The sequence below is a fragment of the Phreatobacter stygius genome (assembly GCF_005144885.1).
Taxonomy (GTDB): domain Bacteria; phylum Pseudomonadota; class Alphaproteobacteria; order Rhizobiales; family Phreatobacteraceae; genus Phreatobacter; species Phreatobacter stygius.
In genome coordinates this window covers 6,660,533-6,682,507 of record NZ_CP039690.1, presented here as the reverse complement: position 1 = coordinate 6,682,507, position 21,975 = coordinate 6,660,533, and the positions used below count along the sequence as shown (strand labels likewise).

The 21,975-nt window shown below is 67.6% G+C and carries 18 protein-coding genes; 16 read left to right on the top strand and 2 right to left on the bottom strand.

The window, feature by feature from the left end:
- The 7 genes from xdhC (at position 1) to E8M01_RS31580 (ending at position 7,857) form a co-directional block, all read left to right on the top strand.
- Positions 1 to 972, top strand: coding sequence for a xanthine dehydrogenase accessory protein XdhC (gene xdhC, locus E8M01_RS31610; RefSeq protein WP_136963795.1), 972 nt, complete (start codon positions 1 to 3; stop codon positions 970 to 972).
- A 27-nt stretch (positions 973 to 999) separates the two neighbouring features.
- On the top strand, positions 1,000 to 2,190 hold the full coding sequence (locus tag E8M01_RS31605) for a urate hydroxylase PuuD (protein ID WP_136963794.1): 1,191 nt from the start codon (positions 1,000 to 1,002) through the stop codon (positions 2,188 to 2,190).
- Positions 2,190 to 3,464 carry an allantoate amidohydrolase gene (locus E8M01_RS31600; protein ID WP_136963793.1) on the top strand — a complete coding sequence of 425 codons (1,275 nt, stop codon included), beginning with the start codon at positions 2,190 to 2,192 and terminating at the stop codon, positions 3,462 to 3,464. Before E8M01_RS31605 ends, E8M01_RS31600 begins: the two co-directional genes overlap by 1 nt.
- A gap of 100 nt (positions 3,465 to 3,564) precedes the next feature.
- Complete coding sequence (gene lipA / locus E8M01_RS31595) at positions 3,565 to 4,524, top strand: lipoyl synthase (protein WP_136963792.1); 960 nt, start codon at positions 3,565 to 3,567, stop codon at positions 4,522 to 4,524.
- An 11-nt stretch (positions 4,525 to 4,535) separates the two neighbouring features.
- A complete protein-coding gene (locus E8M01_RS31590; protein WP_246088502.1) occupies positions 4,536 to 5,066 on the top strand; it encodes an AAA family ATPase in 531 nt (176 codons plus the stop codon).
- Between the two features lie 4 nt (positions 5,067 to 5,070).
- The gene (locus tag E8M01_RS31585) at positions 5,071 to 5,547 is read left to right on the top strand and encodes a type II toxin-antitoxin system RatA family toxin (protein ID WP_136963791.1); all 477 of its coding nucleotides are present in this window, start codon (positions 5,071 to 5,073) and stop codon (positions 5,545 to 5,547) included.
- A gap of 48 nt (positions 5,548 to 5,595) precedes the next feature.
- Positions 5,596 to 7,857, top strand: a complete 2,262-nt coding sequence (locus tag E8M01_RS31580) for a fused MFS/spermidine synthase (RefSeq protein ID WP_136963790.1) — start codon at positions 5,596 to 5,598, stop codon at positions 7,855 to 7,857.
- Here the strand turns inward: E8M01_RS31580 and E8M01_RS31575 are convergent.
- Positions 7,835 to 8,344, bottom strand: coding sequence for a CinA family protein (locus E8M01_RS31575; protein WP_136963789.1), 510 nt, complete (start codon positions 8,342 to 8,344; stop codon positions 7,835 to 7,837). The genes E8M01_RS31580 and E8M01_RS31575 overlap by 23 nt on opposite strands.
- Before the next feature lies 1 nt (position 8,345).
- Positions 8,346 to 9,542, bottom strand: coding sequence for a bifunctional 2-C-methyl-D-erythritol 4-phosphate cytidylyltransferase/2-C-methyl-D-erythritol 2,4-cyclodiphosphate synthase (locus E8M01_RS31570; protein ID WP_136963788.1), 1,197 nt, complete (start codon positions 9,540 to 9,542; stop codon positions 8,346 to 8,348).
- 269 nt (positions 9,543 to 9,811) lie between these two features.
- Here E8M01_RS31570 and dusB point away from each other — a divergent pair, with 269 nt between their 5' ends.
- The 9 genes from dusB to E8M01_RS31525 all read left to right on the top strand — a co-directional run bounded on the left by dusB (position 9,812) and on the right by E8M01_RS31525 (position 21,964).
- Positions 9,812 to 10,852, top strand: a complete 1,041-nt coding sequence (dusB, locus tag E8M01_RS31565) for a tRNA dihydrouridine synthase DusB (RefSeq protein WP_136963787.1) — start codon at positions 9,812 to 9,814, stop codon at positions 10,850 to 10,852.
- Positions 10,849 to 11,985, top strand: a complete 1,137-nt coding sequence (locus E8M01_RS31560) for a two-component system sensor histidine kinase NtrB (RefSeq protein ID WP_136963786.1) — start codon at positions 10,849 to 10,851, stop codon at positions 11,983 to 11,985. Before dusB ends, E8M01_RS31560 begins: the two co-directional genes overlap by 4 nt.
- A gap of 12 nt (positions 11,986 to 11,997) precedes the next feature.
- A complete protein-coding gene (gene ntrC / locus E8M01_RS31555; protein ID WP_136963785.1) occupies positions 11,998 to 13,440 on the top strand; it encodes a nitrogen regulation protein NR(I) in 1,443 nt (480 codons plus the stop codon).
- Positions 13,441 to 13,567: 127 nt separating this feature from the next.
- Positions 13,568 to 15,814, top strand: coding sequence for a sensor histidine kinase NtrY-like (locus E8M01_RS31550; protein WP_136963784.1), 2,247 nt, complete (start codon positions 13,568 to 13,570; stop codon positions 15,812 to 15,814).
- A gap of 21 nt (positions 15,815 to 15,835) precedes the next feature.
- Positions 15,836 to 17,203 (top strand): nitrogen assimilation response regulator NtrX, encoded by a 1,368-nt coding sequence (gene ntrX / locus E8M01_RS31545; protein WP_136963783.1) that lies wholly within the window; start codon positions 15,836 to 15,838, stop codon positions 17,201 to 17,203.
- Between the two features lie 242 nt (positions 17,204 to 17,445).
- Positions 17,446 to 18,303: a D-amino-acid transaminase gene (locus tag E8M01_RS31540; RefSeq protein WP_136963782.1), complete on the top strand. Its 858-nt coding sequence runs from the start codon at positions 17,446 to 17,448 to the stop codon at positions 18,301 to 18,303.
- 167 nt (positions 18,304 to 18,470) lie between these two features.
- A complete protein-coding gene (gene hfq / locus E8M01_RS31535) occupies positions 18,471 to 18,722 on the top strand; it encodes an RNA chaperone Hfq (RefSeq protein WP_136963781.1) in 252 nt (83 codons plus the stop codon).
- A gap of 20 nt (positions 18,723 to 18,742) precedes the next feature.
- The gene (gene hflX, locus E8M01_RS31530; RefSeq protein WP_136963780.1) at positions 18,743 to 20,119 is read left to right on the top strand and encodes a GTPase HflX; all 1,377 of its coding nucleotides are present in this window, start codon (positions 18,743 to 18,745) and stop codon (positions 20,117 to 20,119) included.
- A gap of 534 nt (positions 20,120 to 20,653) precedes the next feature.
- Positions 20,654 to 21,964, top strand: a complete 1,311-nt coding sequence (locus E8M01_RS31525; RefSeq protein WP_136963779.1) for an MBL fold metallo-hydrolase — start codon at positions 20,654 to 20,656, stop codon at positions 21,962 to 21,964.
- Positions 21,965 to 21,975 lie beyond the last annotated feature (11 nt).

Genomic DNA, 21,975 nt, shown 5'->3' with positions numbered 1-21,975 from the left:
ATGGAGATCTGGCCGCGCATCGAGGCGATGATCAAGGCGCATGGTTCATGCGCCCTGGTCAGCCTTGTTGCCGCCCGCGGCTCGACCCCGCGGGAGGCCGGCGCGCGCATGATCGTCAGGCCCGACGGGGCGTTTCACGGCACGATCGGCGGCGGCGCGCTGGAATGGCAGGCGCTGGCCAGGGCCCAGGCGGTGCTGGCGCAGGCCGAGCGGTCGACCGTGACGATCGACCAGGCGCTGGGGCCGGATCTTGGCCAATGCTGCGGCGGCCATGTGCGGCTGACCATCGAGGCCTTCGATGTCAGCGACCTCGCCGAGATCGGCCTGCTTGCCGCGGCCGAGCGCGCCGGGCCCTTTTCGGTCGCCGTCCGGCGGGACCCTGGCGGCCGGACGATCCGGCGCATGGTCGAGCCTGAGGTGGGCGAGGGTCCGGCGATCGCCAACCGGGATATCGAAAGCTTCGGCGAGCGGCCACCCACCATCCTGTTGTTCGGCGCCGGCCATGTCGGCCGGGCCCTGGTGCTGGCGCTGGCGCCGCTGCCGTTCCGGGTCGTCTGGTGCGACGAGCGGCCCGGCGCCTTTCCAGCGCCGATCCCGGGCCATGTCGAACCGACCGCCGGGCCGGCGCGCGCGGTGCTGGCCAAGGCCGGGGCCGGCGTCCAGGTGCTGGTGATGACCCATAGCCATCAGCTCGATCTCGACATTGTCGCCGCCGCGCTCACCCATGCCGGCGTCGCCGGCGTCGGGTTGATCGGCTCGGCCACCAAACGGGCGCGCTTTGCCAAGCGCCTGGCCGAGATGGGCGTGCCGGCGCAGCGCATCCGCGCCTTGCGCTGCCCGATCGGCATGGCCGGGATTTCAGGCAAGGAACCGGCTGTCATCGCCGCCTCGATCGCCGCCGAATGCCTCATCCTGCGCGAGGCACTGGCCGCGCCGGGCCACACCAGACTTCACGCCCGCCGACCCGCCTGACCCCCTAGAGCCGTTCCTGGACCCATCATGGATTTTGCCCTCGCCGCCGATTGGCTCAACCTGCTGTCGCGCTGGTTTCACATGACGGTCGGCATTACCTGGATCGGCACGAGCTTCTATTTCATGTCGCTCGACTACCAGCTGAAGGCCAAACCCGCCGGCGCGCCGGGACCCGACGGCACCGCCTGGGAGGTCCATGGCGGCGGCTTCTATCATGTCGACAAATATCTGGTGGCCCCCGCCAACCTGCCGCCGGACCTGATCTGGCACCGTTGGGCGGCCTATCTCACCTGGGTTTCCGGCTTCATCCTGCTGGCCGTGCAATATTACTGGAACGCCCGCGGGTTCCTGATCGACCCGGCGGTGGCGGCGCTGGAGCCCTGGCAGGCGATCGGCCTGTCGCTCGCGTCGATCGTGGCCGGCTGGCTCGTCTACGACACGCTCTGCCGTTCGGGCGTGGCCAATTACCCGACCCTGTTGTCGGTGATCGTGTTCGTCCTGATCGTCGGTGCCGCCTGGGCCTTCTCCCAGGTCTTTTCCGGCCGCGGCGCCTTCATCCATGTCGGCGTGTTCATCGGCACGATCATGGCGGCCAATGTCTTCCTGGTGATCATTCCGAACCAGAAGATCGTGGTCGGCGACCTGATCGCCGGGCGCCGGCCGGATCCGAAATATGGCAAGATCGGCAAGACCCGCTCGACCCACAACAATTACCTGACCCTGCCGGTGCTCCTGATGATGGTGTCGAACCATTATCCGATGCTCTACGGGCATCCGGCGTCGTGGCTGGTGGTCGCCTTCATCGTCGTCTGCGGCGCGCTGGTGCAGCACACGATCAACCGCCACGAGGCCGGCGACCCCTGGGCCAGCTATGGCTGGGCGGTGCCGGTGGCGGCGATCGCCCTGATCTGCATGATTTTCGTCACCGCCCAGCGGCCGCAGCTCGACCTTGCCGCCGCCGGCAAGGTGAGCGAGGCGCGGGCGCTCGACATCACGATCCGGCACTGCGCCGCCTGCCATGCGCGCCAGCCGAAACATGCGGGCTTCACCGAAGCGCCGAAAGGCGTCACTCTGGAGACGTCAGCCGACCTCAGGCGTTTTTCGGGAGCCATCGTGCAGCAGACCGTGCAATCGAAAGCCATGCCGCTCGGCAACGAGACCGGCATGACCGACCCCGAACGCGCCGAGCTCGGTGCCTTCCTGGCGAGCGCCCGGTAATGGCCAGCCACGATATCGAACGGCTCGGCGCCCGCGCCGAGGCCATGCTGGAAGAACTGGCCGCGATTTCCGAGGAACCGGACCGGCTGACCCGGCGCTTCCTGACGCCGGAACACAAGCGCGCGGCCCATCTGGTCGGCCAGTGGATGGCCGAAGCGGGCATGAGCGTCGCCGAGGATGCGTTGGCCACCGTCCGCGGCCATTATGCCGGCGAGGGCGAGGCCGCCGGCGCCAATGCCGTGCCCCGGCTGCTGGTCGGGTCGCATATCGATACGGTGATCAATGCCGGCAAATATGACGGCATGCTCGGCGTGGTGGCCGGCATCCTGGCGGTCGAGCATTTCCGCGATCAGGACCGGCGCTTTCCCTTCGCGGTCGACGTGCTGGCCTTCGGCGACGAGGAGGGCAGCCGCTTTCCGACCGTGCTGTCGTCGTCGGCCGCTCTGGCCGGACAGTTCGAGAGCCGCTGGCTGCCTGGCCTCGACGGCGACGGCATCCCGCTCGAGCAGGCGATGCGCGACTATGGCCTCGATCCGCAGGCCGTCGCCGCGGCCGCCATGAGGCGCGACGAGGCGCTCGCCTATGTCGAGGTCCATATCGAGCAGGGGCCGGTGCTGGAACATCAGGACGCGCCGCTCGGCGTCGTCACCTCGATCGCCGGGCAGTTCCGCTCGCGTGTCACGGTGCGCGGCATGGCTGGCCATGCCGGCACGGTGCCGATGGCGATGCGCCAGGATGCGCTGGTCGCGGCAGCCGAAATGGTGGTTGCCGCGGAGGCCATCGCCAGGGAGCGCCCGGAGGCGGCGATGGTCGCGACCGTCGGCACCATGAAGGTCATGCCGGGTGCCGCCAATGTCGTGCCCGACATCGTCGAATTCGTGCTCGACCTGAGGGCCTCGTCGGATGCGCCCCGGGTGAAGGCGCTCGCCGAATTCACCCACCGGTGCGAGAAGATCGCCGCGGCGCGGGGCTGCTCGGTCACGCTGGAGACCTATCACGACTGTGCGACCGCGGCCTGCGCGCCCTGGCTGCAACAGGGCCTGGCGCGCAGCCTGGAACAGCTCGGCCTGCCGGCGCCGCGGCTGGTCTCGGGGGCCGGCCATGACGGCCAGTCGATGAGCAAGCTCACCGATTTCGCCATGCTGTTCGTGCGCTGCAAGGGCGGTATCAGCCACAATCCGGCGGAGTTCGCCGGCATCAGGGATATGGGGCTGGCGGTCGCGGCGCTGATCACATTCATCGAGAATTTCGATCCGGCCGGACACCGGGCCTGAGCGGCGGCAGGGCAGACGCGACCATTGGACGGGGCTGCGGGCCTTGCGAAACCGGCGCCAAGCCGCCTAATGAGACACGACAATCGCGTCGGGATGAGCCATGGCCACGCTGATCGACACCCTGAGCCGAGACAACCGTCCGCGGCATCCTGAAAAGGCGCATCGGCCGGATCAGCCGATCCAGCGCAAGCCGGACTGGATTCGGGTCAAGGCGCCGGGCTCGCCGAAATGGGCCGAGACCAACCGGATCGTCAAGGAAAACGGCCTGGTCACCGTCTGCGAGGAGGCCGGCTGCCCGAATATCGGCGAGTGCTGGGAAAAGAAGCACGCCACCTTCATGATCATGGGCGACACCTGCACGCGCGCCTGTTCGTTCTGCAACGTCAAGACCGGCATGCCCGGCGCGCTCGATCCGCATGAGCCGGAGCACACCGCGATCGCGGTCGAGAAGCTCGGCCTGGAGCATGTCGTCATCACCTCGGTCGATCGCGACGACCTCGCCGATGGCGGGGCGGACCATTTCGCCAAGGTGATCCACGCCATCCGGGCGCGCGCGCCGAAAACCACGATCGAGATCCTCACCCCCGATTTCCTGCGCAAGGATGGCGCGCTCGAGGTGGTGGTGGCGGCCCGTCCCGACGTGTTCAACCACAATCTCGAGACCGTGCCGTCGAAATATCTGAAGGTTCGTCCCGGCGCGCGCTATTTCCACTCGATCCGGCTGTTGCAGCGGGTGAAGGAGATGGACCCGACCATCTTCACCAAGTCCGGCATCATGGTCGGCCTCGGCGAGGAGCGGAACGAAGTGCTCCAGCTGATGGACGACCTGCGCTCGGCCGAGGTCGATTTCCTGACCATCGGCCAATATCTGCAGCCCACCCGCAAGCATCACGAGGTGATCCGGTTCCTGACGCCCGACGAGTTCAAGGGTTTCGAGACGATCGCCAATGCCAAGGGCTTCCTGCTGGTGTCGTCGAGCCCGCTGACCCGGTCGTCGCATCATGCCGGCGAGGATTTCGCCCGGTTGAAGGCTGCGCGTTTCGCCAAGCTCGGCCGCTGAGCGGTCGGGCCATGATGCAGCGGGTTCTGGTGATGGGCTGTTCGGGCTCCGGCAAGACCACGTTTGCCCGCGCGCTCGCCGATAAGCTCGGTCTGCCCTTGGTTTCGCTCGACGCGCTGTTCTGGAAACCGGGCTGGCGCGAATCGGAACCGGCGGAATTTTCGGCCAGGGTCACCGAGGTCGCCGACGGGCCGGCCTGGGTGATCGACGGCAACTATGTCAGCCACGGCGCCGGCCAACTGCGCCGGTCGCGCGCCGACAGCATCCTCTGGTTCGACCTGCCGCGGCTGGCCTGCCTGTCCGGCGTCATCAGGCGGATCGCCGCCAGCCATGGCCAGGTCAGACCGGAAATGGCGCCCGGCTGTCCGGAGCGCGTGGATCTCACGTTCCTGCGCTATGTCTGGACCTACCGGCAGCAGCAAAGGCCGAAATTGCTGGCCTATTTCGACGGATTGCGCGCCGACCAGCGGCTCGTCGGCTTCACCGCCCGCAGCCAGGCCGTCGACTTCCTGACCGGCCTTCGCGCCAGCGCGAGAGCTTAGGGCGATGCCGGTCTTCAAGACGGAGCGGCGGGTCAGGCACAAGCCGGCCGAGATGTTCGACCTGGTCGCCGATGTCGAAAAATACCCGGAATTCGTGCCGCTCTGCCAGCAATTGCGGGTGCGCCGCCGGGTCAATGCCGGCGATGGCGGCATCGAGATCCTGGTGACCGACATGACGGTCGCCTACAAAGTGCTGCGGGAAACCTTTGCCAGCCGGGTGACGCTCGACCGGCCGCGCCTGCACATTCTCGCCGAATATCTCGACGGCCCGTTCTCGCGGCTGGAAAACCACTGGCGTTTCGCCGCCGATGGCGCCGATGCCACGCTGGTCAGCTTCTCCATCGACTACGAGTTTCGCAGCCGGGCGCTGGCGCTGGTGATGGGGGCGGTGTTCGACGCCGCCTTCCGGCGTTTCACCGACGCCTTCGAGGCGCGTGCCGACGCGGTCTATGGCCCGCCAGGCCAGGCAACAGGTCCTTAAGGCGGCTGATCTAGGCTTCGTCTCCAGGGATTTCCTGGGAACACGATCATGAGCCTCGCCGACGCGCGCGCCTCGCTGCTGAGCTCGACCGGACCTTGGGTCATGGCGGTCTTCGGCGGCGCGGTCTTCACCAGCGCGGCCTTGCTGTTCGCGGTGCAGCCGCTGTTCGCCAAGATGGTGCTGCCGGTGCTCGGCGGCAGCCCGGGCGTCTGGTCGGTCGCCATGGTGTTCTTCCAGACGGTTCTGCTGTTCGGATATGCCTATGCCCATGCCCTGACCACGTGGCTGAACCCGCGCGTCGCGGTGATCCTGCATGTCATGGTGCTGGCCGGCGCGTCGCTCGCACTGCCGCTCGGCATTGCCGCCGGCTGGGGGCGTCCGCCCGCCAGTGGCGAAGCGTTCTGGCTGCTCGGCCTGTTCGCGGCATCGATCGGGCTGCCGTTCTTTGCCCTGTCCGCCAATGGGCCGCTCTTGCAGGCCTGGTTTGCCCGGACCGGCCACGTCCAGGCCCGAAATCCCTATGTGCTCTATGCCGCGTCGAATGTCGGATCGTTCCTGGCGCTGTTTGCCTATCCGTTTCTGATCGAACCCCTGTCGACGCTCGGTGTCCAGATCACCGCCTGGTCCCAGGGTTTCTATCTCTTGATCGCGCTGGTCGCGGCCTGCGGCGTGACCCTGGTCCGCGCCCTTGGTCCGGACGGCCGGGAGCTCGACCGCGATCGCGCGAGCGCAAGCGCCGCGCCGGCGCCGCGGATCAAGGCGATCATCGGCTGGATCGGCCTCTCCTGCGTCCCGTCCGCCCTGCTGGTTGCGGTGACCGCACATCTGTCGACCGATGTCGCCGCCGCGCCGTTCCTGTGGGTGCTGCCGCTCGGGTTGTTTCTGCTCACTTTCGTCGTGGTGTTCCAGGACCGGCCGGTCATCCCGCACCGCCTGATGGTCATGGTTCAGCCGTTCCTGCTGGTGGCGGTGATCCTTTCGCTCGCCAAACCGGCGCTGCTCGGTTCGCTGGCGGTCCAGATCGGTCTGCACCTGGCCGCTTTCTTCGTCACCGCCATGGTCTGCCATGGCGAGCTGGCCAACCGCCGGCCGGCGCCCCGCCACCTGACCGCCTTCTATCTGTGGATGTCCTTTGGCGGCGTCGTGGGCGGGGTCTTCGCCGGCCTCCTGGCGCCGCAGCTGTTCAACTGGGTGGTCGAATATCCGCTGATGCTGGTGCTGGCCGTGCTGTGCCGGCCGGGCGCGTCGTGGCAGGCGATCAGGACCGACCGGATCGCGCAGGGGCTGGCGGTCGCCTGCGTCATCCTGCTCGTGCCGGCGAGCCTCTTCGGCGTGGCGCCGCGGCTCGCCCTGGTGGTCGCGGCAACCGCGGTCATGGGTCTTGCCCTGGTCGCCGCCATGCTCTGGCGCGGCAAGCCGCTTCGCCTGGCATTGTCGCTCGTGCTGGCGCTCGGCGTCGTGCGCGTCTACCAGAACGATTCGGGCGATACCCGGACGACCCGCAGCTTCTTCGGCGTGCATCGGGTGGTGACCCGTGGCGACGGCCAGTTCCGGCTGCTCCAGCATGGCACGACATTCCACGGCGCCGAACGGCTGGCCGACGCCAGCGGACGGCCGCCGGCCGGGCGCCCGGAGCCGCTCAGCTATTACCATTCCGCCGGACCGCTGGGCGGCGCGCTTGTCGCCACCCGCGAAAGGCTCGGCCGGCCGATCCGCGTCGGCGTCGTCGGCCTGGGCTCGGGCAGCCTCGCCTGTTACGCCGAGGCTGGAGACGACTGGCGCTTCTTCGAGATCGACAGCGAAATCGAGCGCATCGCGCGCCGCGATTTTTCGTTCCTGCGCAGTTGCACGCCGCGCGCGCCGGTCATCCTGGGCGACGCCCGGCTGACGCTCGCGGAGGGCGAGCAAGGCGCCCTGGACGTGCTGGTGATCGATGCCTTTTCATCCGATTCGATCCCCGGCCATCTGCTGACGCGCGAGGCGATGGCGATCTACCGGAAGAAGATCGCCCCCGGCGGCATGATCGTCATGCACATTTCCAACCGGCACATGCGTCTTGGCCCCGTGGTCGCGGCGATCGCGGCCGACCAGGGCATGGCGGTGCGCGTCAACGACTATACCGCGTCGCCCGACCAACTCGAGGAGATGAAATTCGGCGTGATCGCCGCGATCGTCGCCGAGCAGCCGACAGCCTTCGGGGCGCTCGATGCCGCGCGTGGCTGGCATGACCAGGACGGCGGCACGGTGCGGCCCTGGACCGACGACTATTCGAACATTCTCGGCGCGATCATCGCGCACTACCGGCGCTGACCGCCAGGGTCTTGAGCAGTCCGAGCGCGACCGCCACGCTCTCGGCGCGCACCGCGTCGCGGCCGATCGCGCCGAACCGGCGCTCCTCGGCGACCAGCCGCCCGTCGCGCGCGGCGGCGGCGAAATGGACCAGTCCCACCGGTTTCGCGTCGCTGCCGCCGCCCGGGCCGGCAATGCCGGTGATCGCCACGGCAAGATGCGCCTTCGACCGCCCGAGCGCGCCACGCGCCATGGCTTCGGCGGTCTCGCGCGACACCGCCCCGACACTTGCCAGCACGGCTTGGGGAACGCCGAGCATCTCGTGCTTGGCGTCATTGGTATAGGTGACGAAGCCGCGGTCGACCACGTCGGAGGAACCGGCAATGGCGGTGAGCGCGCCGGCGACCAGGCCACCGGTGCAGCTCTCGGCGGTCGCCACCATGAGTTTCCTGGCGCGGCAGAGGTCGAGCACTTCGCTGGCGGCCGCGCGGATCCTTGCCTCGTCCATGTCAGTCTCCCGGAAGCCTGACGGTTGCGACCGCCAGGGCCGCCAGGCCCTCGCGGCGGCCGACAAAGCCCATCTGTTCGCTGGTTGTCGCCTTGATGGCGACGCGCTCCGCCTCAAGTCCGAGGATCGCGCCGATGCGGGCCCGCATGGCATCGCGATGCGGCCCGACCTTCGGCGCCTCGCAGACCACGGTAATGTCGATATTGCCGATCCGGCCGCCGCGCGCGGCGATCAGCGCGCCGGCATGGGCCAGGAACCGGTCGGACGACGCGCCGCGCCATTGCGGATCGCTCGGCGGGAAATGGCTGCCGATATCGCCGTCGGCGATGGCGCCGAGCAAGGCGTCGGTCAGCGCGTGCAGGACGACGTCGCCGTCCGAATGGGCGATCACGCCGCGGTCATGGGCGATCCTGACGCCGCCGAGCCAGACATGGTCGCCGGGGCCGAAGGCGTGGACGTCGTAGCCCTGGCCGATGCGCACATCATTCATTGCGATGGTCCGTGTCATCAGGCGCTCGGCCGCCGCGAAATCCGCTGGATAGGTCAGTTTCACATTGGCCGGATCGCCCGGAAACACCCGGACGGGATGCCCGGCCCATTCCATCACCGCGGCGTCGTCGGTCGCCGCGAAGCCGGGCTCGCCGGCAACGCGGCGGTGGGCGGCGAGCAGGGCGGCGAAATCGAAAGCCTGCGGCGTCTGGATGGCGCGCAGGGCGAGCCGGGCAGGGGTGCCGGTGACGGTCTCGGCGGCGTCGACGCTCTTGATCGTGTCGACCAAGGCCGTGCCGGGGACCGCGGCAAGGCTGCCCGGCACGGACAGGGCGGCCAGCGCCCGATCGATCAGGTCGAACGACACGAAGGGGCGGGCCGCGTCATGCACCAGGACGAGGTCGGGGGCGTCGGCCGCCAGGGCCTCGAGCCCGGCCCGCACCGAGGCCTGCCGCGTCGGGCCGCCGGGGACCGGCGCGCCGAGCGTCGCGGCCTGCGCGACCGATTCGCGGTAGAGCTGCTGGTCGGCCGGATCGATCACCACCCGCACCGTCGAGATCGCCGGATGCCCGGCGAAAATCGCCACGGAATGGGCAAGCAGCGGGCTTTGCCCGACGCGGCGGTATTGCTTGGGCAGGCCATCGCCGGCCCGGCTGCCTCGTCCGGCCGCGACGATCAGCGCGGCAATGGTTCTGGTCGGTTTCATCATGCGTCGGGCCCGTTCACCCGTTACCTAGCCCGGAATTCTCCAACCGGCTACGGCCGGCCGGGACCAGAGACTGCGCCGGTGACGCCGGCCTTCCGGCGCCGGTCCGCCTTGGCCGCATGATGAGGCCATGGCCCGGGCGGGAATTCCGCGCCGGCAGCCCGGGCCGCGGCTGTCTTCCTGTCGATCAGCACAGCAATCCTCTTGTGCAGTGCGGCAATGATGTCTAAACTGTAGGCACTCAGTTAGACGCACAGGAAATAGGCATTCGGATGGCTCACATTTCGACCACGACGCCTTCGGCCGTGGCTTTGTCGATTGGCCAGCATCGGATCGCCAGCCCGGTGGCGCTTGCGCCGATGTCGGGTGTCACCGATGCGCCGTTCCGCCGGATGGTGGCGCGCTTCGGCGCCGGCTGGGTGGTGTCCGAGATGGTGCCGAGCGACGACCTGGCGCTGGGCGAGGAAGAGGCGCGCCTGCGCGCCGAAGGCGACGGGCTCGACCTGCACGTGGTCCAGATCGCCGGTTGCGAGCCGCATTGGATGGCCGAGGGGGCCAAGGTGGCCGCCGGTGCCGGCGCGAAGGTCATCGACATCAACATGGGCTGCCCGGCCAAGCGGGTGACCGGCGGCTATGCCGGTTCGGCGCTGATGCGCGACCTCGATCTTGCTGAAAATTTGATCAAGGCCACCGTTGCGGCAGTCGATGTGCCGGTGACGCTGAAAATGCGACTCGGCTGGGACGAGGCATCGATCAATGCGCCGGAGCTGGCGCGCCGCGCCGAGGCCTCGGGCATCCAGCTGATCACCGTGCACGGCCGCACCCGCCAGCAGTTCTACAAGGGGCAGGCGGATTGGTCGCTGATCGCTGAGGTGCGCGCCGCCATCGGCGTGCCGCTGGTCGCCAATGGCGATGTCGCGACCGTCGAGCAGGCCTCCGATTGCCTGGACAGGGCGCGGGCCGATGCCGTGATGATCGGCCGCGGCGCCCAGGGCAAACCCTGGTTCCTGGCCCAGGTGGCGGCCCACCTGGCCGGCATGGCGGTGCCGGCCGATCCGGATCTCGCCAGCCAGCGCGACGTCGCCGTCGAGCTCTACGAGGCGCAGCTCACCCATTACGGCGTCGCCGTCGGCGTGCGCCATGCCCGCAAACATCTCGGCTGGGCCCTGGACGTGGCGGCCGGCCAGGCCGGCGCTTCGGCCATGACGCTGTCGGCGGCGCGCCGGCGGGTGCTGACCCTCGACCAGCCGGAACAGGTGATCGCGGCGCTCGACGAGGCCTATGACGCGCTGGCCTGGAGGGCTGCAGCATGACGCTTGCGACCAAGCCTGCCGCCTCGTCGATGGAGGCGCATGATTCGATTCTGAACGCCTTGCCGCATCCCGTGGTGAGCGTTTCGTCTGATGGCACGATCCTCGACGGCAATGCCGCCGCGGAAGCCTTCTTCCAGGCCTCGATTCCGGTGCTGCAGCGCCACGCCCTGCGCGAGCTGGTGCCCTTCGGCAGCCCGTTGCTGGCGTTGATCGAGCAGGTCCGCGATCGCGGCGCGCCGGTCAACGAATACAAGGTCGATCTCGGCACGCCGCGCAACGGCGCGGAGCGGGTGGTCGACATCTATGTCGCGCCGATGCCGGAGCGTGCCGGCGCCGTCGTCGTCATGCTTCAGGAACGGACCATTGCCGACAAGATGGACCGGCAATTGACCCATCGCGGAGCGGCGCGCTCGGTCACGGCGCTCGCCGCCATGCTGGCGCACGAGATCAAGAACCCGCTGTCGGGCATTCGCGGCGCCGCCCAGCTTCTGGAAACCTCGGTCGACGACCAGGACCGCACCCTGACGCGGCTGATCTGCGACGAGGCCGATCGCATCGTCAAGCTGGTCGACCGCATGGAGGTGTTTTCCGACGAGCGGCCGGTGGAGCGCGAGCCGGTCAATATCCATGTCGTGCTGGAACATGTGAAGAAGCTGTCGCAATCGGGGTTTGCCCGGCACATCCGTTTCGCCGAGGAATATGACCCGTCACTGCCGCCGGTGTTCGGCAATCGCGATCAGCTGATCCAGGTCTTCCTCAACCTGATGAAGAATGCGGCCGAGGCGATCGGCGACCACACCGGCGAGGGCGAGATCATGCTCTCCACCGCCTTCCGCCCGGGTGTCCGGCTGACCATGCCGGGCACGGCGACCCGGGTCGCGCTGCCGCTCGAGGTCTGCGTGCGCGACAACGGCCCAGGCGTGCCCGACGACCTGCTGCCGCACCTGTTCGACCCCTTCGTCACCACCAAGAGCTCGGGCTCCGGCCTCGGGCTCGCCCTGGTCGCCAAGATCGTCGGCGACCATGGCGGCATTGTCGAATGCGACAGTCAGCCCCGGAAGACCCTGTTCCGGATTCTCCTGCCCATGGCGCGCGTGTCGCACGGCGACATCAACGGCCGCAAAGCTCTTTGACGAGGTTCACCTATGCCGACGGGAACGATCCTGGTCGCCGATGACGACGCCGCGATCCGGACGGTGCTGAACCAGGCGCTGTCGCGGGCCGGTTATGACGTCAGGCTCACCGGCAATGCCACGACGCTGTGGCGCTGGGTCGCCCAGGGCGACGGCGACATCGTGATCACCGACGTGGTGATGCCCGATGAGAACGCCTTCGATCTGCTGCCGCGCATCAAGAAGCTCCGGCCGGAGCTGCCGGTGGTGGTGATGAGTGCGCAGAACACCTTCATGACCGCGATCAAGGCCTCCGAACGCGGCGCCTATGACTACCTGCCGAAGCCGTTCGACCTGAAGGAACTGGTGTCGATCGTCGGGCGGGCGCTGGCCGAGCCGAAAGGCAAGCTCGGCGGCAAGGCGCCGCTGGCCGACGCCGACACGATCCCCCTGGTCGGCCGGTCGCCGGCCATGCAGGACATCTATCGGGTCCTGGCCCGGCTGATGCAGACCGACCTGACGGTGATGATCGTCGGCGAAAGCGGCACCGGCAAGGAACTGGTCGCGCGCGCCCTGCATGATTACGGCAAGCGCCGCGCCGGGCCTTTCGTCGCGATCAACATGGCGGCCATCCCGCGCGACCTGATCGAGAGCGAGCTGTTCGGCCACGAGAAGGGCGCGTTCACCGGCGCGCAGGCGCGCAATCCCGGCCGGTTCGAGCAGGCCGAAGGCGGCACGCTGTTCCTCGACGAGATCGGCGACATGCCGATGGAGGCCCAGACGCGGCTGCTCAGGGTGCTGCAGCAGGGCGAATATACAACCGTTGGCGGGCGCACGCCGATCAAGGCCGATGTCCGGATCGTCGCCGCGACCAACAAGGACCTGCGCCAGCAGATCCAGCAGGGCATGTTCCGCGAGGACCTGTTCTTCCGGCTGAATGTCGTGCCGCTGAGATTGCCGCCGCTGCGCGAGCGCAGCGACGACGTTCCGGATCTGGTCCGCCACTTCTTCGCCCAGGCCGAGCGCGAGGGCCTGCCGGCCAAGCAGATCGATTCCGGCGCGATGGAGAAACTGAAGCGCTATCGCTGGCCGGGCAATGTCCGTGAACTCGAGAACATGATCCGGCGGCTGACCGCGCTCTATCCGCAGGAAATCATCACCGGGCCGATCATCGACAATGAATTGTCGACGCCGGAGCCGATGTCGTCGCGCGAGGCGGCACGCGAGGACGAGACCCTGATGGCCTCGGTGGAACGCCACATGGGAACCTATTTCAAATCGTTCGGCGACGACGTGCCGCCGCCCGGCCTCTATCACCGGGTCTTGCGCGAAGTGGAGATCCCGCTGATCTCGGCGGCGCTGGCGGCGACCCGCGGCAACCAGATCAAGGCGGCCGATCTGCTCGGGGTCAATCGCAACACATTGCGCAAGAAAGTGCGCGACCTGGACATCCAGGTGATCCGCACCTCGCGGTGACGTGAAGCCCGATTACGTGACTTTTCGGACACAGTTGTTGTAAGAGGGCCGCAGGATTCCTTTGCGATTGGGCTGTCGAGCTGCCAATAAGGGCTGCTCGACGCTCCGTCCGGAGAGCATTCACTGCATGACGGCTCAAGCACCGCCCGATCCCGCGATCCGTGTCATCGACAGCGCGGCGAGCATGCCGCGCCTGCGTTCCGGGCGGGCAGGGCCCGTCATGGTCGGCGTCGCCCTCTTGGCGGGGCTCGTCACCTTCCTGCTGGTCACCGGGCTCTCGCCGGTGACGCCGACCCACGAGGTCGTGCTCAGCGTCCTGGTGGTCGATGCCGTCCTGGTGCTGCTGCTGGTATTGATGATCGTCCGGGAGATCCTGGCGCTGAGGCGCGCCCGGCGCAGCGGCCAGGCCGCCTCGCGCCTGCACGAACGGGTCGTGCGGCTGTTCGCCTTCGTCGCCTCTATTCCCGTGGCGGTGCTGGCGGTGGCCGCCTCGGTGACGCTCGACCGGGGCATGGAGGGCATTTTCTCCGGCGGTGTGAGACGCGCCGTCGAGGCCTCGGCGCAGGTCGCCAATGCCTATGTCGGCGAGCAGATCGAGCTGGTCCGGGCGGAAGCCGGCGCGCTGACCCAGGATATCGAGCGGATCCGGGCGCTGGACAGCCGGCAGGTCGATTTCAAACGGTTCCTGACCGCCCAGGCGCTGGTGCGCGGTTTCGCGGTGGTCAGGCTGGTCCGCCCCGACGGCAGCGTGGTCGAGGCGGCCGACCTGCCGGTGCAGGTCGATTTCAGCATTCCGGCGTCGATTCTCGACGAGGTGAGCAAGACCGACGACATCATCGTCAATGTCGCCTCGCGCGGCGAGCGCGACTTCATCGAGGCGATCCTCAGGCTCAAGCGCGGGATCGACGAGTTCCTCTACATTGTCCGGCCGATCAATCCGCGCATTGGCGAGCACCTCAGGGCAACCCAGTTCGGGCTGTTCGAATATCAGCAGCTGCAGGACCGCAGGCTTGGCCTGCAGATCGCCTTCGCCCTGATGTTCGCGCTGATCGCGCTTTTGGTGACCCTGTCGTCGGTGTTCCTGGGCCTGAGCTTCGCCAACCGCCTGGTCCAGCCGATCCGGCGCCTGATCGGCGCCGCCGACCAGGTCGCGGCCGGCGATCTCGCCGTCGAAGTCCATATCCGCAAGTCGGAGGGCGATCTCGCCAATCTCGGCGACACGTTCAACAAGATGACCGCGCAATTGCGCCAGCAGCGCGAGGATCTGATCAGCGCCCGCGACCAGATCGACAGCCGCCGGCGTTTCACCGAAGCCGTGCTGTCGGGCGTGACCGCCGGCGTGCTCGGCCTGGACGAGGCCGGCCACGTCACCTTGATGAACCGCTCGGCCGCCGACATTCTGGGCCTTGCCAGTGCCGAACTGTCGGGGGCGGTGCTGGCCGAGAAAGTGCCCGAGCTCGCCGACCTGATCGGCCGCGCGGGCCAGGGCGGCGCCAATCTGGTCCAGGGCCAGGTCATGCTGGTGCGCGGCGGGCGCGAACGAACCCTGGTGGTGCGGGTCGCGCTGGAGGCCGACGAGGAGGGTGCCCATGGCGCGGTCGTCACCATCGACGACGTGACCGACCTGGTGGTGGCCCAGCGCACCTCGGCCTGGGCCGATATCGCGCGCCGCATCGCCCATGAGATCAAGAACCCGCTGACCCCGATCCAGCTGTCGGCCGAGCGCCTGAAGCGGCGATACGGCCGGGTGATCACCGAGGACCGCGAGGTTTTCGACCAGTGTACCGACACGATCATCCGCCAGGTCGGCGACATCGGCAGGATGGTCGATGAGTTCTCCTCCTTCGCCCGCATGCCGAAGCCGGTGTTCGAGCGCGAGGACGTCGCCGAGACCGTGCGCGAAGCCGTGTTCATGATGCGCATCGGCTATCCCGAGATCGATATCGCCGCGGATATTGCCGAAGGCCCGTGGCCGGCCTCGTTCGATCGCCGCCTGATCAGCCAGGCCCTGACGAATATCATCAAGAACGCAACCGAGGCGATCGCGGCGGTTCCTGAGGATGAGCGCGGCAAGGGACGCATCATGGTGCGCCTGGTCGCAAATCCGCCTTTCTTTGCGATAGACGTGATCGACAACGGAATGGGCTTACCTAAGGAGAACCGTCACCGGCTGCTCGAGCCCTATGTCACCACCCGCACCAAGGGAACGGGACTGGGGCTCGCGATCGTCGGCAAGATCCTCGAAGAGCATGGCGGCGGCCTCGGCCTGTTCGACGCGCCGCCAGATGCCGAGGGACGGATACGAGGGGCGTGCATCCGCTTGAGTTTCAAGGACCAGAAAGTCGTCGTGGCATCCGCCACGGCGGCCGAGTGAGATCGGAACGGGTTTCGTAGTATGGCAGGCGATATTCTGGTGGTCGATGACGAGGTGGATATCCGTGACATCGTCGCGGGTATTCTGGACGACGAAGGCTATCGAACCCGCACCGCCCGCAATTCCGACGAGGCGCTGGCGGTGATCGAGGCGCGTCGGCCCAACCTGATCTTCCTCGACATCTGGATGCAGGGCAGCCGGCTCGACGGCCTGCAGCTTCTCGACGTGGTCAAGGAACGCCATCCGGACGTGCCGGTGGTGATGATCTCCGGCCACGGCAATATCGAGACCGCCGTCTCGGCGATCAAGCGCGGCGCCTATGATTATATCGAAAAGCCGTTCAAGTCGGACCGGCTGGTGCTGGTCGCCGAGCGCGCCATCGAAACCTCCCGGCTGAGGCGCGAGGTCAAGGCGCTGCGGCAGATTTCCGGGCAGGCCACCGGGCTGGTCGGCCGCTCCTCGGCGATGAACCAGCTGCGCCAGACGATCGAGCGGGTGGCGCCGACCAACAGCCGGATCATGATTTTCGGCGCCTCCGGCGCCGGCAAGGAATTGACCGCCCGCACCATCCACACGACCTCGGTGCGCGCCAATGGGCCGTTCATCGTGATCAATGCCGCGGCGATCACGCCGGAGCGCATGGAAATCGAGCTGTTCGGGGCCGAGAGCCAGAACGGCGGGGGACGCAAGGTCGGCGCACTCGAAGAGGCCCATGGCGGCAGCCTGTTCATCGACGAGATCGCCGACATGCCGCGCGAGACGCAGAACCGCATCCTGCGGGTGCTGGTCGAGCAGAGCTTCCAGCGCGTCGGCGGGGCGACCCGCGTGCAGGTCGATGTCCGGATCATTTCGTCGACGGCGCGCGACATCCAGACCGAAATCTCCGAAGGGCGCTTCCGCGAAGACCTGTTCCACCGGCTGGCCGTGGTGCCGATCCGGGTGCCGTCGCTGGCCGAGCGGCGCGAGGACATCCCGGATCTGGTCGAGCATTTCCTCGACCAGATCTCGGCCGGCACGGGCCTGTCCAAGCGCAAGATCGGCGAAGACGCCATGGCGGTGCTGCAATCGCATGACTGGCCGGGCAATCTGCGCCAATTGCGCAACAATATCGAACGCGTGCTGATCCTCGCCGGCGGCGATCCCGACGCGGTGGTCGATGTCTCCATGCTGCCGCCCGATGTCGGCTCGGCGGTGCCCTCCATGCCGCAGGGCCAGGGGGGCGAACACCTGATGGCCCTGCCGCTGCGCGAGGCGCGCGAAGCCTTCGAACGCGAATATCTGGCAGCCCAGATCAATCGCTTCGGCGGCAATATCTCGCGCACCGCCGAGTTCATCGGCATGGAGCGTTCGGCGCTGCACCGCAAACTGAAGGCGCTGAGCGTCGGCTGATTCGCCGGCGATCGCCGCCGTCCGGGGCCCGCGCCGCGGCGATCCCCGCGGCGGCGTCCCGCAAATTCGTCAGGGCGGCTTTGCGCGGGCCGGGCATGTCCGGCCTTCGCTGACCGGCGGAACCGTGTCAGATTGGTGTTGCAGTGCGGTGCAACCGCACCGCGTTCTGCAAGGCGTCAGGCGGCCCGCGCTGCGAGCGTTGTCCCAACTGACGATCGGCAAGCCCGAACAGGAGCCCGACCATGTCCCGCATCGCTTATGTCAACGGCAGCTACCTGCCTCATGGTTCGGCAGCCGTCCATATCGAGGATCGCGGGTATCAGTTCGCCGACGGCGTCTATGAGGTCTGCGAGGTGACGGGCGGCCGGCTGGTCGACGAGACGCGCCATCTCAACCGGCTCGAGCGCTCGCTGAACGAATTGAAGATCGCCTCGCCGATGTCGCGCGGCGCGCTCAGCGTGGTGCTGCGCGAGACGGTCCGGCGCAACCGGGTGCGCGAGGGCCTCGTCTACATGCAGGTGACCCGCGGCGTGGCGCGGCGCGATCACGCCTTTCCGAAGCCCGGCACGCCGCCGGCCCTGGTGATCACCGCCAAATCGGTCGACATGTCCAAGGGCGACGCCAATGCCGCCAAGGGCGTCAAGGTCATTACCCTGCCCGACAATCGCTGGGAGCGGGTCGACATCAAGTCGGTCGGGCTCTTGCCCAATTGCCTTGCCAAGCAGGCGGCGCGCGAGGCTGGCGCCTACGAGGCCTGGCTGGTCGACAAGGACGGCTTCGTCACCGAGGGATCGTCAACCAATGCCTGGATCGTCACCAAGGACGGCGTGCTGGTGACCCGTTATGCCGATAACGGCATCCTCAAGGGCATTACCCGCACGACACTGTTCGATCTGTGCGCCCGCGAGGGCGTCCGGATCGAGGAGCGCCAGTTCAGCGTGGCCGAGGCCCAGGAGGCGCGCGAGTGCTTCCTGACCTCGGCGACGACCATCGTCATGCCCATCGTGGCGATCGACGGCCGGCCGGTCGGCAACGGCGCGCCCGGCTCGATCGCCACCGATCTGCGTTCGAAATTTCACGAGGTGGCGGAGATCGCTTGAAGCGCGAGGCATGAGGACCACACGAGGCCGTGACGGCCGCCCCGCTTGCGCGGGGAGGACCGATCGGCCTCTAATAGGCAGTCAAGAAGAAGCTCGGAGCCGGTCGAAAAGCCGGTTCTTCAACCTTCGCGGCGCACTTTCTGCCGCGGCAACAACGGAAAAACACAATGGCGGATCGAGCCCAGAACCTCCAGGACACCTTTCTCAATCACGTCCGCAAGAACAAGGTTCCTCTCACCATCTTCCTCGTCAACGGCGTAAAGCTTCAGGGCGTCGTCACCTGGTTCGATAACTTCTGCGTACTTCTGCGGCGCGATGGCCACTCGCAATTGGTCTACAAGCACGCCATATCGACTATCATGCCCGGCGCACCGGTCCAGCTGTTCGAACCGCAGGACGGGGAAGGCGAAAAGGGCTGAGACCACTCTCGAGGCCTGGCTTGGAAATACGACGTCCCGACATCATCTCGCTTTCCCAGTCCGGTGCGCCGGAAGAGCCGCGTGGCGAACCGACGCGCGTGCTCGTCGTGGTTCCGGTACGGCCGTTGCGCGGCCGTACCAGCGAGGGGCCGGAAACCGTGCGCTCGGCCGAGGCCAGGCGCGACGAGGCGGCCGGGCTTGCCGCCGCCATCGACCTGGACGTGGTCGAATCCCTGATCGTCACGCTCGCCATGCCGCGGCCGGCGACACTGCTCGGCAAGGGCAAGGTCGAGGAGATCGCCGGCCTGGTGACGGCCTACGAGACCGGCCTGGTGTTCGTCGACGCGGCATTGTCGCCGGTGCAGCAGCGCAATCTCGAAAAGGCCTGGAAGGCCAAGGTGGTCGACCGCACCGGCCTGATCCTGGAGATTTTCGGCCGGCGGGCGCGCACCAAGGAAGGCGCGCTGCAGGTGGAACTCGCCCATCTCAGCTATCAGAAGAGCCGGCTGGTCCGCTCCTGGACCCATCTGGAGCGCCAGCGCGGCGGCTTCGGCTTCCTCGGCGGCCCCGGCGAAACCCAGATCGAGGCTGACCGGCGGATGATCCAGGAACGGATCACCCGGATCGAGCGTGAACTGGCCCAGGTCACCCGGACCCGCCGCCTGCACCGGGAAAGCCGCAAGCGCGTGCCTTATCCGATCATCGCGCTGGTCGGTTACACCAATGCCGGCAAGTCGACCCTGTTCAACGCGCTGACCACCGGCGGCGTGCTGGCCCAGGACATGCTGTTCGCGACACTTGATCCGACGCTGCGGCAATTGCGGCTGCCGCACGGCGCCAAGGCGATCCTGTCCGACACCGTCGGTTTCATCTCGGACCTGCCGACCATGCTGGTGGCGGCGTTTCGCGCGACGCTCGAAGAGGTGATCGAGGCCGACGTCATCCTGCATGTGCGCGACGTCAGCCATGGCGACACCGAAGCCCAAGCCGCCGATGTCGCGGCGATCCTCGGCGAACTCGGCATTGCCGAGACGCGGGCCCTGATCGAGGTCTGGAACAAGGTCGACCTGCTCGACGGCGAGGCCCGCACCGAGGCGTTGAACCGGGCAGCCCGCAACGATCAGGAGAAGCGCCCCTATCTCGTCTCGGCGGTCACCGGCGAGGGCTTGCCGGAGCTTCTGGCGGCGATCGAGGAGCGTGTCGTCGCCGGCCACGACCGGCTGACCGTCACCGTCTCGGCGGCCGACGGGCGTACGCTCAACTGGATCCACGAGAATGCCGAGGTCGAAAGCCGGCAGGCGCTGGAAAGCGGCGAAACCCTGGTGACGCTCAGGATCGCGCCGGCCAAGCGGTCGCAGCTGGAGCGGCGGCTCCGACAGCCGGGCGAGGCGGCCTGAGACAGCCAGTGGCTGATAGCGAGTAGCTGATAGGGATGATGCCGTGCGGGCGGCGCATCGACCCTCGCCCACGCCTTCGTGGGAGAGGGTCGATGCGCCACGCGTTTCACCGGGACCCACCCGAAGCCGATGCCTCCGGCCACGCGGATCTGAGGGCTGACGAGCCTCGCCGGCATCGGGCGAACGATGGCCGAACGCGACGGCGACGGATCCCACGGTAACTCACGCTGAATTCACGCTGAAGTTGATAGCGATCAGGCCGATCGCCACGACAGTTGCGGGCCGACCGGGATCAATCTCTTCGAATGGCGGTGGGGGCTGGTTCAAGAGCATTGTCTGCTTGACCCGTGCGCGTTGAGCAAGTTCAGCGTCCCGAATAGTGAGCCATCGGATGGCCGGCAAAGCTTCCAGTCTGGCTACTATAAACGAATTGAAAATTTGATTATTCATAGAGAAATCATGACACCGAAGTGATGCAGATGTTGGAGTGGCTTGCGCGGAACCGGTGAGCAGAGGGATTACTTGGAGGGGGCTATGCACGACTTCTTCCGACGGCGCGACGGCGGTCCCTTCAAGATTCCGCCGCTCATGTATGCCCTCCTGATCGAAGGCGAGGATGGCGAATTTGTCCTGTTCGACGCGGTCGACGCGCAATTTTTCGACCAGACCTATGCGCCTGGCTATCGGATTGCGCCGGGCAACTGGCGCAGCCGCGTCAACCGCGCCCCGGTCTATGCGGTCGAGGTCCACGCCCGGGGCGGCACGCCGGCCGCGATTGACTGGCTCAAGCGCCACCCGCTGGGCGGCTTGCCGGAATGGTCGCAGATCGAGCTGGATCCCGATCCGAACGGCGCAGCCGACGTCTACGACACTATCGCCGGGCCGCCGCAACGTGCCAGGATTTCGGTGCGGCCCCTGTCCAGGAGGCGCGTGAAGGCGCTGGAGCGGGCCACAGACCTGACCCCGGATATCAGGCCCGAAGCAGAGATCGAGCGGGCGCTGCCGACATCCGCGATCGACCAGGTCTTCGTGCTCGACGTGGGGCAGGGGGCGGCCAACGCGCTGGTGACCTCCGCCGGAGAGGTGGTCGCCTATGTCGATCTCGGCGCCGGCGTGCTCAGGGATGTCGGGACCTGGCCGAACTCGATGGGCGGCCTTTGTCTCTGCCACCAGCCGAAGGTCATCCTCACCCACTGGCACTACGATCATTTCCAAGCCGCCAACATCTATCCGGCCGCGCAAAAGCTGACATGGATCGCGCCGCTCCAGAGGCTCGGGCCGGGCCCGCAATCGCTAATGGCCAGCTCCATCACCCGCGCCGGCGGCGCGCTGATGATCTGGAATGGCCATGGGATCCTCTCCACGAGCCAGATCGCTCTCGAACGCTGCACGGGCCCGACGGGTAACCAGAACAGGACCGGCATCTCGGTCTGGGTGTGGGGGCCGGTTGGCAAAGATCCGATCCTGCTGCCGGGAGACGCGGGTTACGCCGATGTCCCGACACTCGCCGCTGGAAAGGCGATCGGGGCCTTCGCCGTTGCCCATCACGGCGGCCGCGCTCCGGGCGTGGCTCCGGCGAGGCCGGGCGCCAGCACGCCGCGGGCGGCGCTCTCCTATGGTCACAAGAATAGCTACGGGCATCCGCTGACGCCTTCGCTGACAGGGCTGACCGCGTCGGGATGGCACATCGGCCATCCCGCAGCCGGCAAGGACGAGCGCCGCACCGAAGACCGGCCGGGGGGCGCCGGCGGCTCGGGCCTTGGCCATATCAGGCTGAACTGGGCCGGCGGCAGCAGCTCAGCGCATAGCTGCGCATGCGGCTGCACGCTCGACCCGACGCAATGACTGTTCAATGG

Coding starts and splice junctions, on each gene's coding strand:
- xdhC (WP_136963795.1), top strand. CDS start 1: ATGGAGATCTGGCCGCGCATCGAGGCGATGATCAAGGCGCATGGTTCA.
- E8M01_RS31605 (WP_136963794.1), top strand. CDS start 1,000: ATGGATTTTGCCCTCGCCGCCGATTGGCTCAACCTGCTGTCGCGCTGG.
- E8M01_RS31600 (WP_136963793.1), top strand. CDS start 2,190: ATGGCCAGCCACGATATCGAACGGCTCGGCGCCCGCGCCGAGGCCATG.
- lipA (WP_136963792.1), top strand. CDS start 3,565: ATGGCCACGCTGATCGACACCCTGAGCCGAGACAACCGTCCGCGGCAT.
- E8M01_RS31590 (WP_246088502.1), top strand. CDS start 4,536: ATGATGCAGCGGGTTCTGGTGATGGGCTGTTCGGGCTCCGGCAAGACC.
- E8M01_RS31585 (WP_136963791.1), top strand. CDS start 5,071: ATGCCGGTCTTCAAGACGGAGCGGCGGGTCAGGCACAAGCCGGCCGAG.
- E8M01_RS31580 (WP_136963790.1), top strand. CDS start 5,596: ATGAGCCTCGCCGACGCGCGCGCCTCGCTGCTGAGCTCGACCGGACCT.
- E8M01_RS31575 (WP_136963789.1), bottom strand. CDS start 8,344: ATGGACGAGGCAAGGATCCGCGCGGCCGCCAGCGAAGTGCTCGACCTC.
- E8M01_RS31570 (WP_136963788.1), bottom strand. CDS start 9,542: ATGATGAAACCGACCAGAACCATTGCCGCGCTGATCGTCGCGGCCGGA.
- dusB (WP_136963787.1), top strand. CDS start 9,812: ATGGCTCACATTTCGACCACGACGCCTTCGGCCGTGGCTTTGTCGATT.
- E8M01_RS31560 (WP_136963786.1), top strand. CDS start 10,849: ATGACGCTTGCGACCAAGCCTGCCGCCTCGTCGATGGAGGCGCATGAT.
- ntrC (WP_136963785.1), top strand. CDS start 11,998: ATGCCGACGGGAACGATCCTGGTCGCCGATGACGACGCCGCGATCCGG.
- E8M01_RS31550 (WP_136963784.1), top strand. CDS start 13,568: ATGACGGCTCAAGCACCGCCCGATCCCGCGATCCGTGTCATCGACAGC.
- ntrX (WP_136963783.1), top strand. CDS start 15,836: ATGGCAGGCGATATTCTGGTGGTCGATGACGAGGTGGATATCCGTGAC.
- E8M01_RS31540 (WP_136963782.1), top strand. CDS start 17,446: ATGTCCCGCATCGCTTATGTCAACGGCAGCTACCTGCCTCATGGTTCG.
- hfq (WP_136963781.1), top strand. CDS start 18,471: ATGGCGGATCGAGCCCAGAACCTCCAGGACACCTTTCTCAATCACGTC.
- E8M01_RS31525 (WP_136963779.1), top strand. CDS start 20,654: ATGCACGACTTCTTCCGACGGCGCGACGGCGGTCCCTTCAAGATTCCG.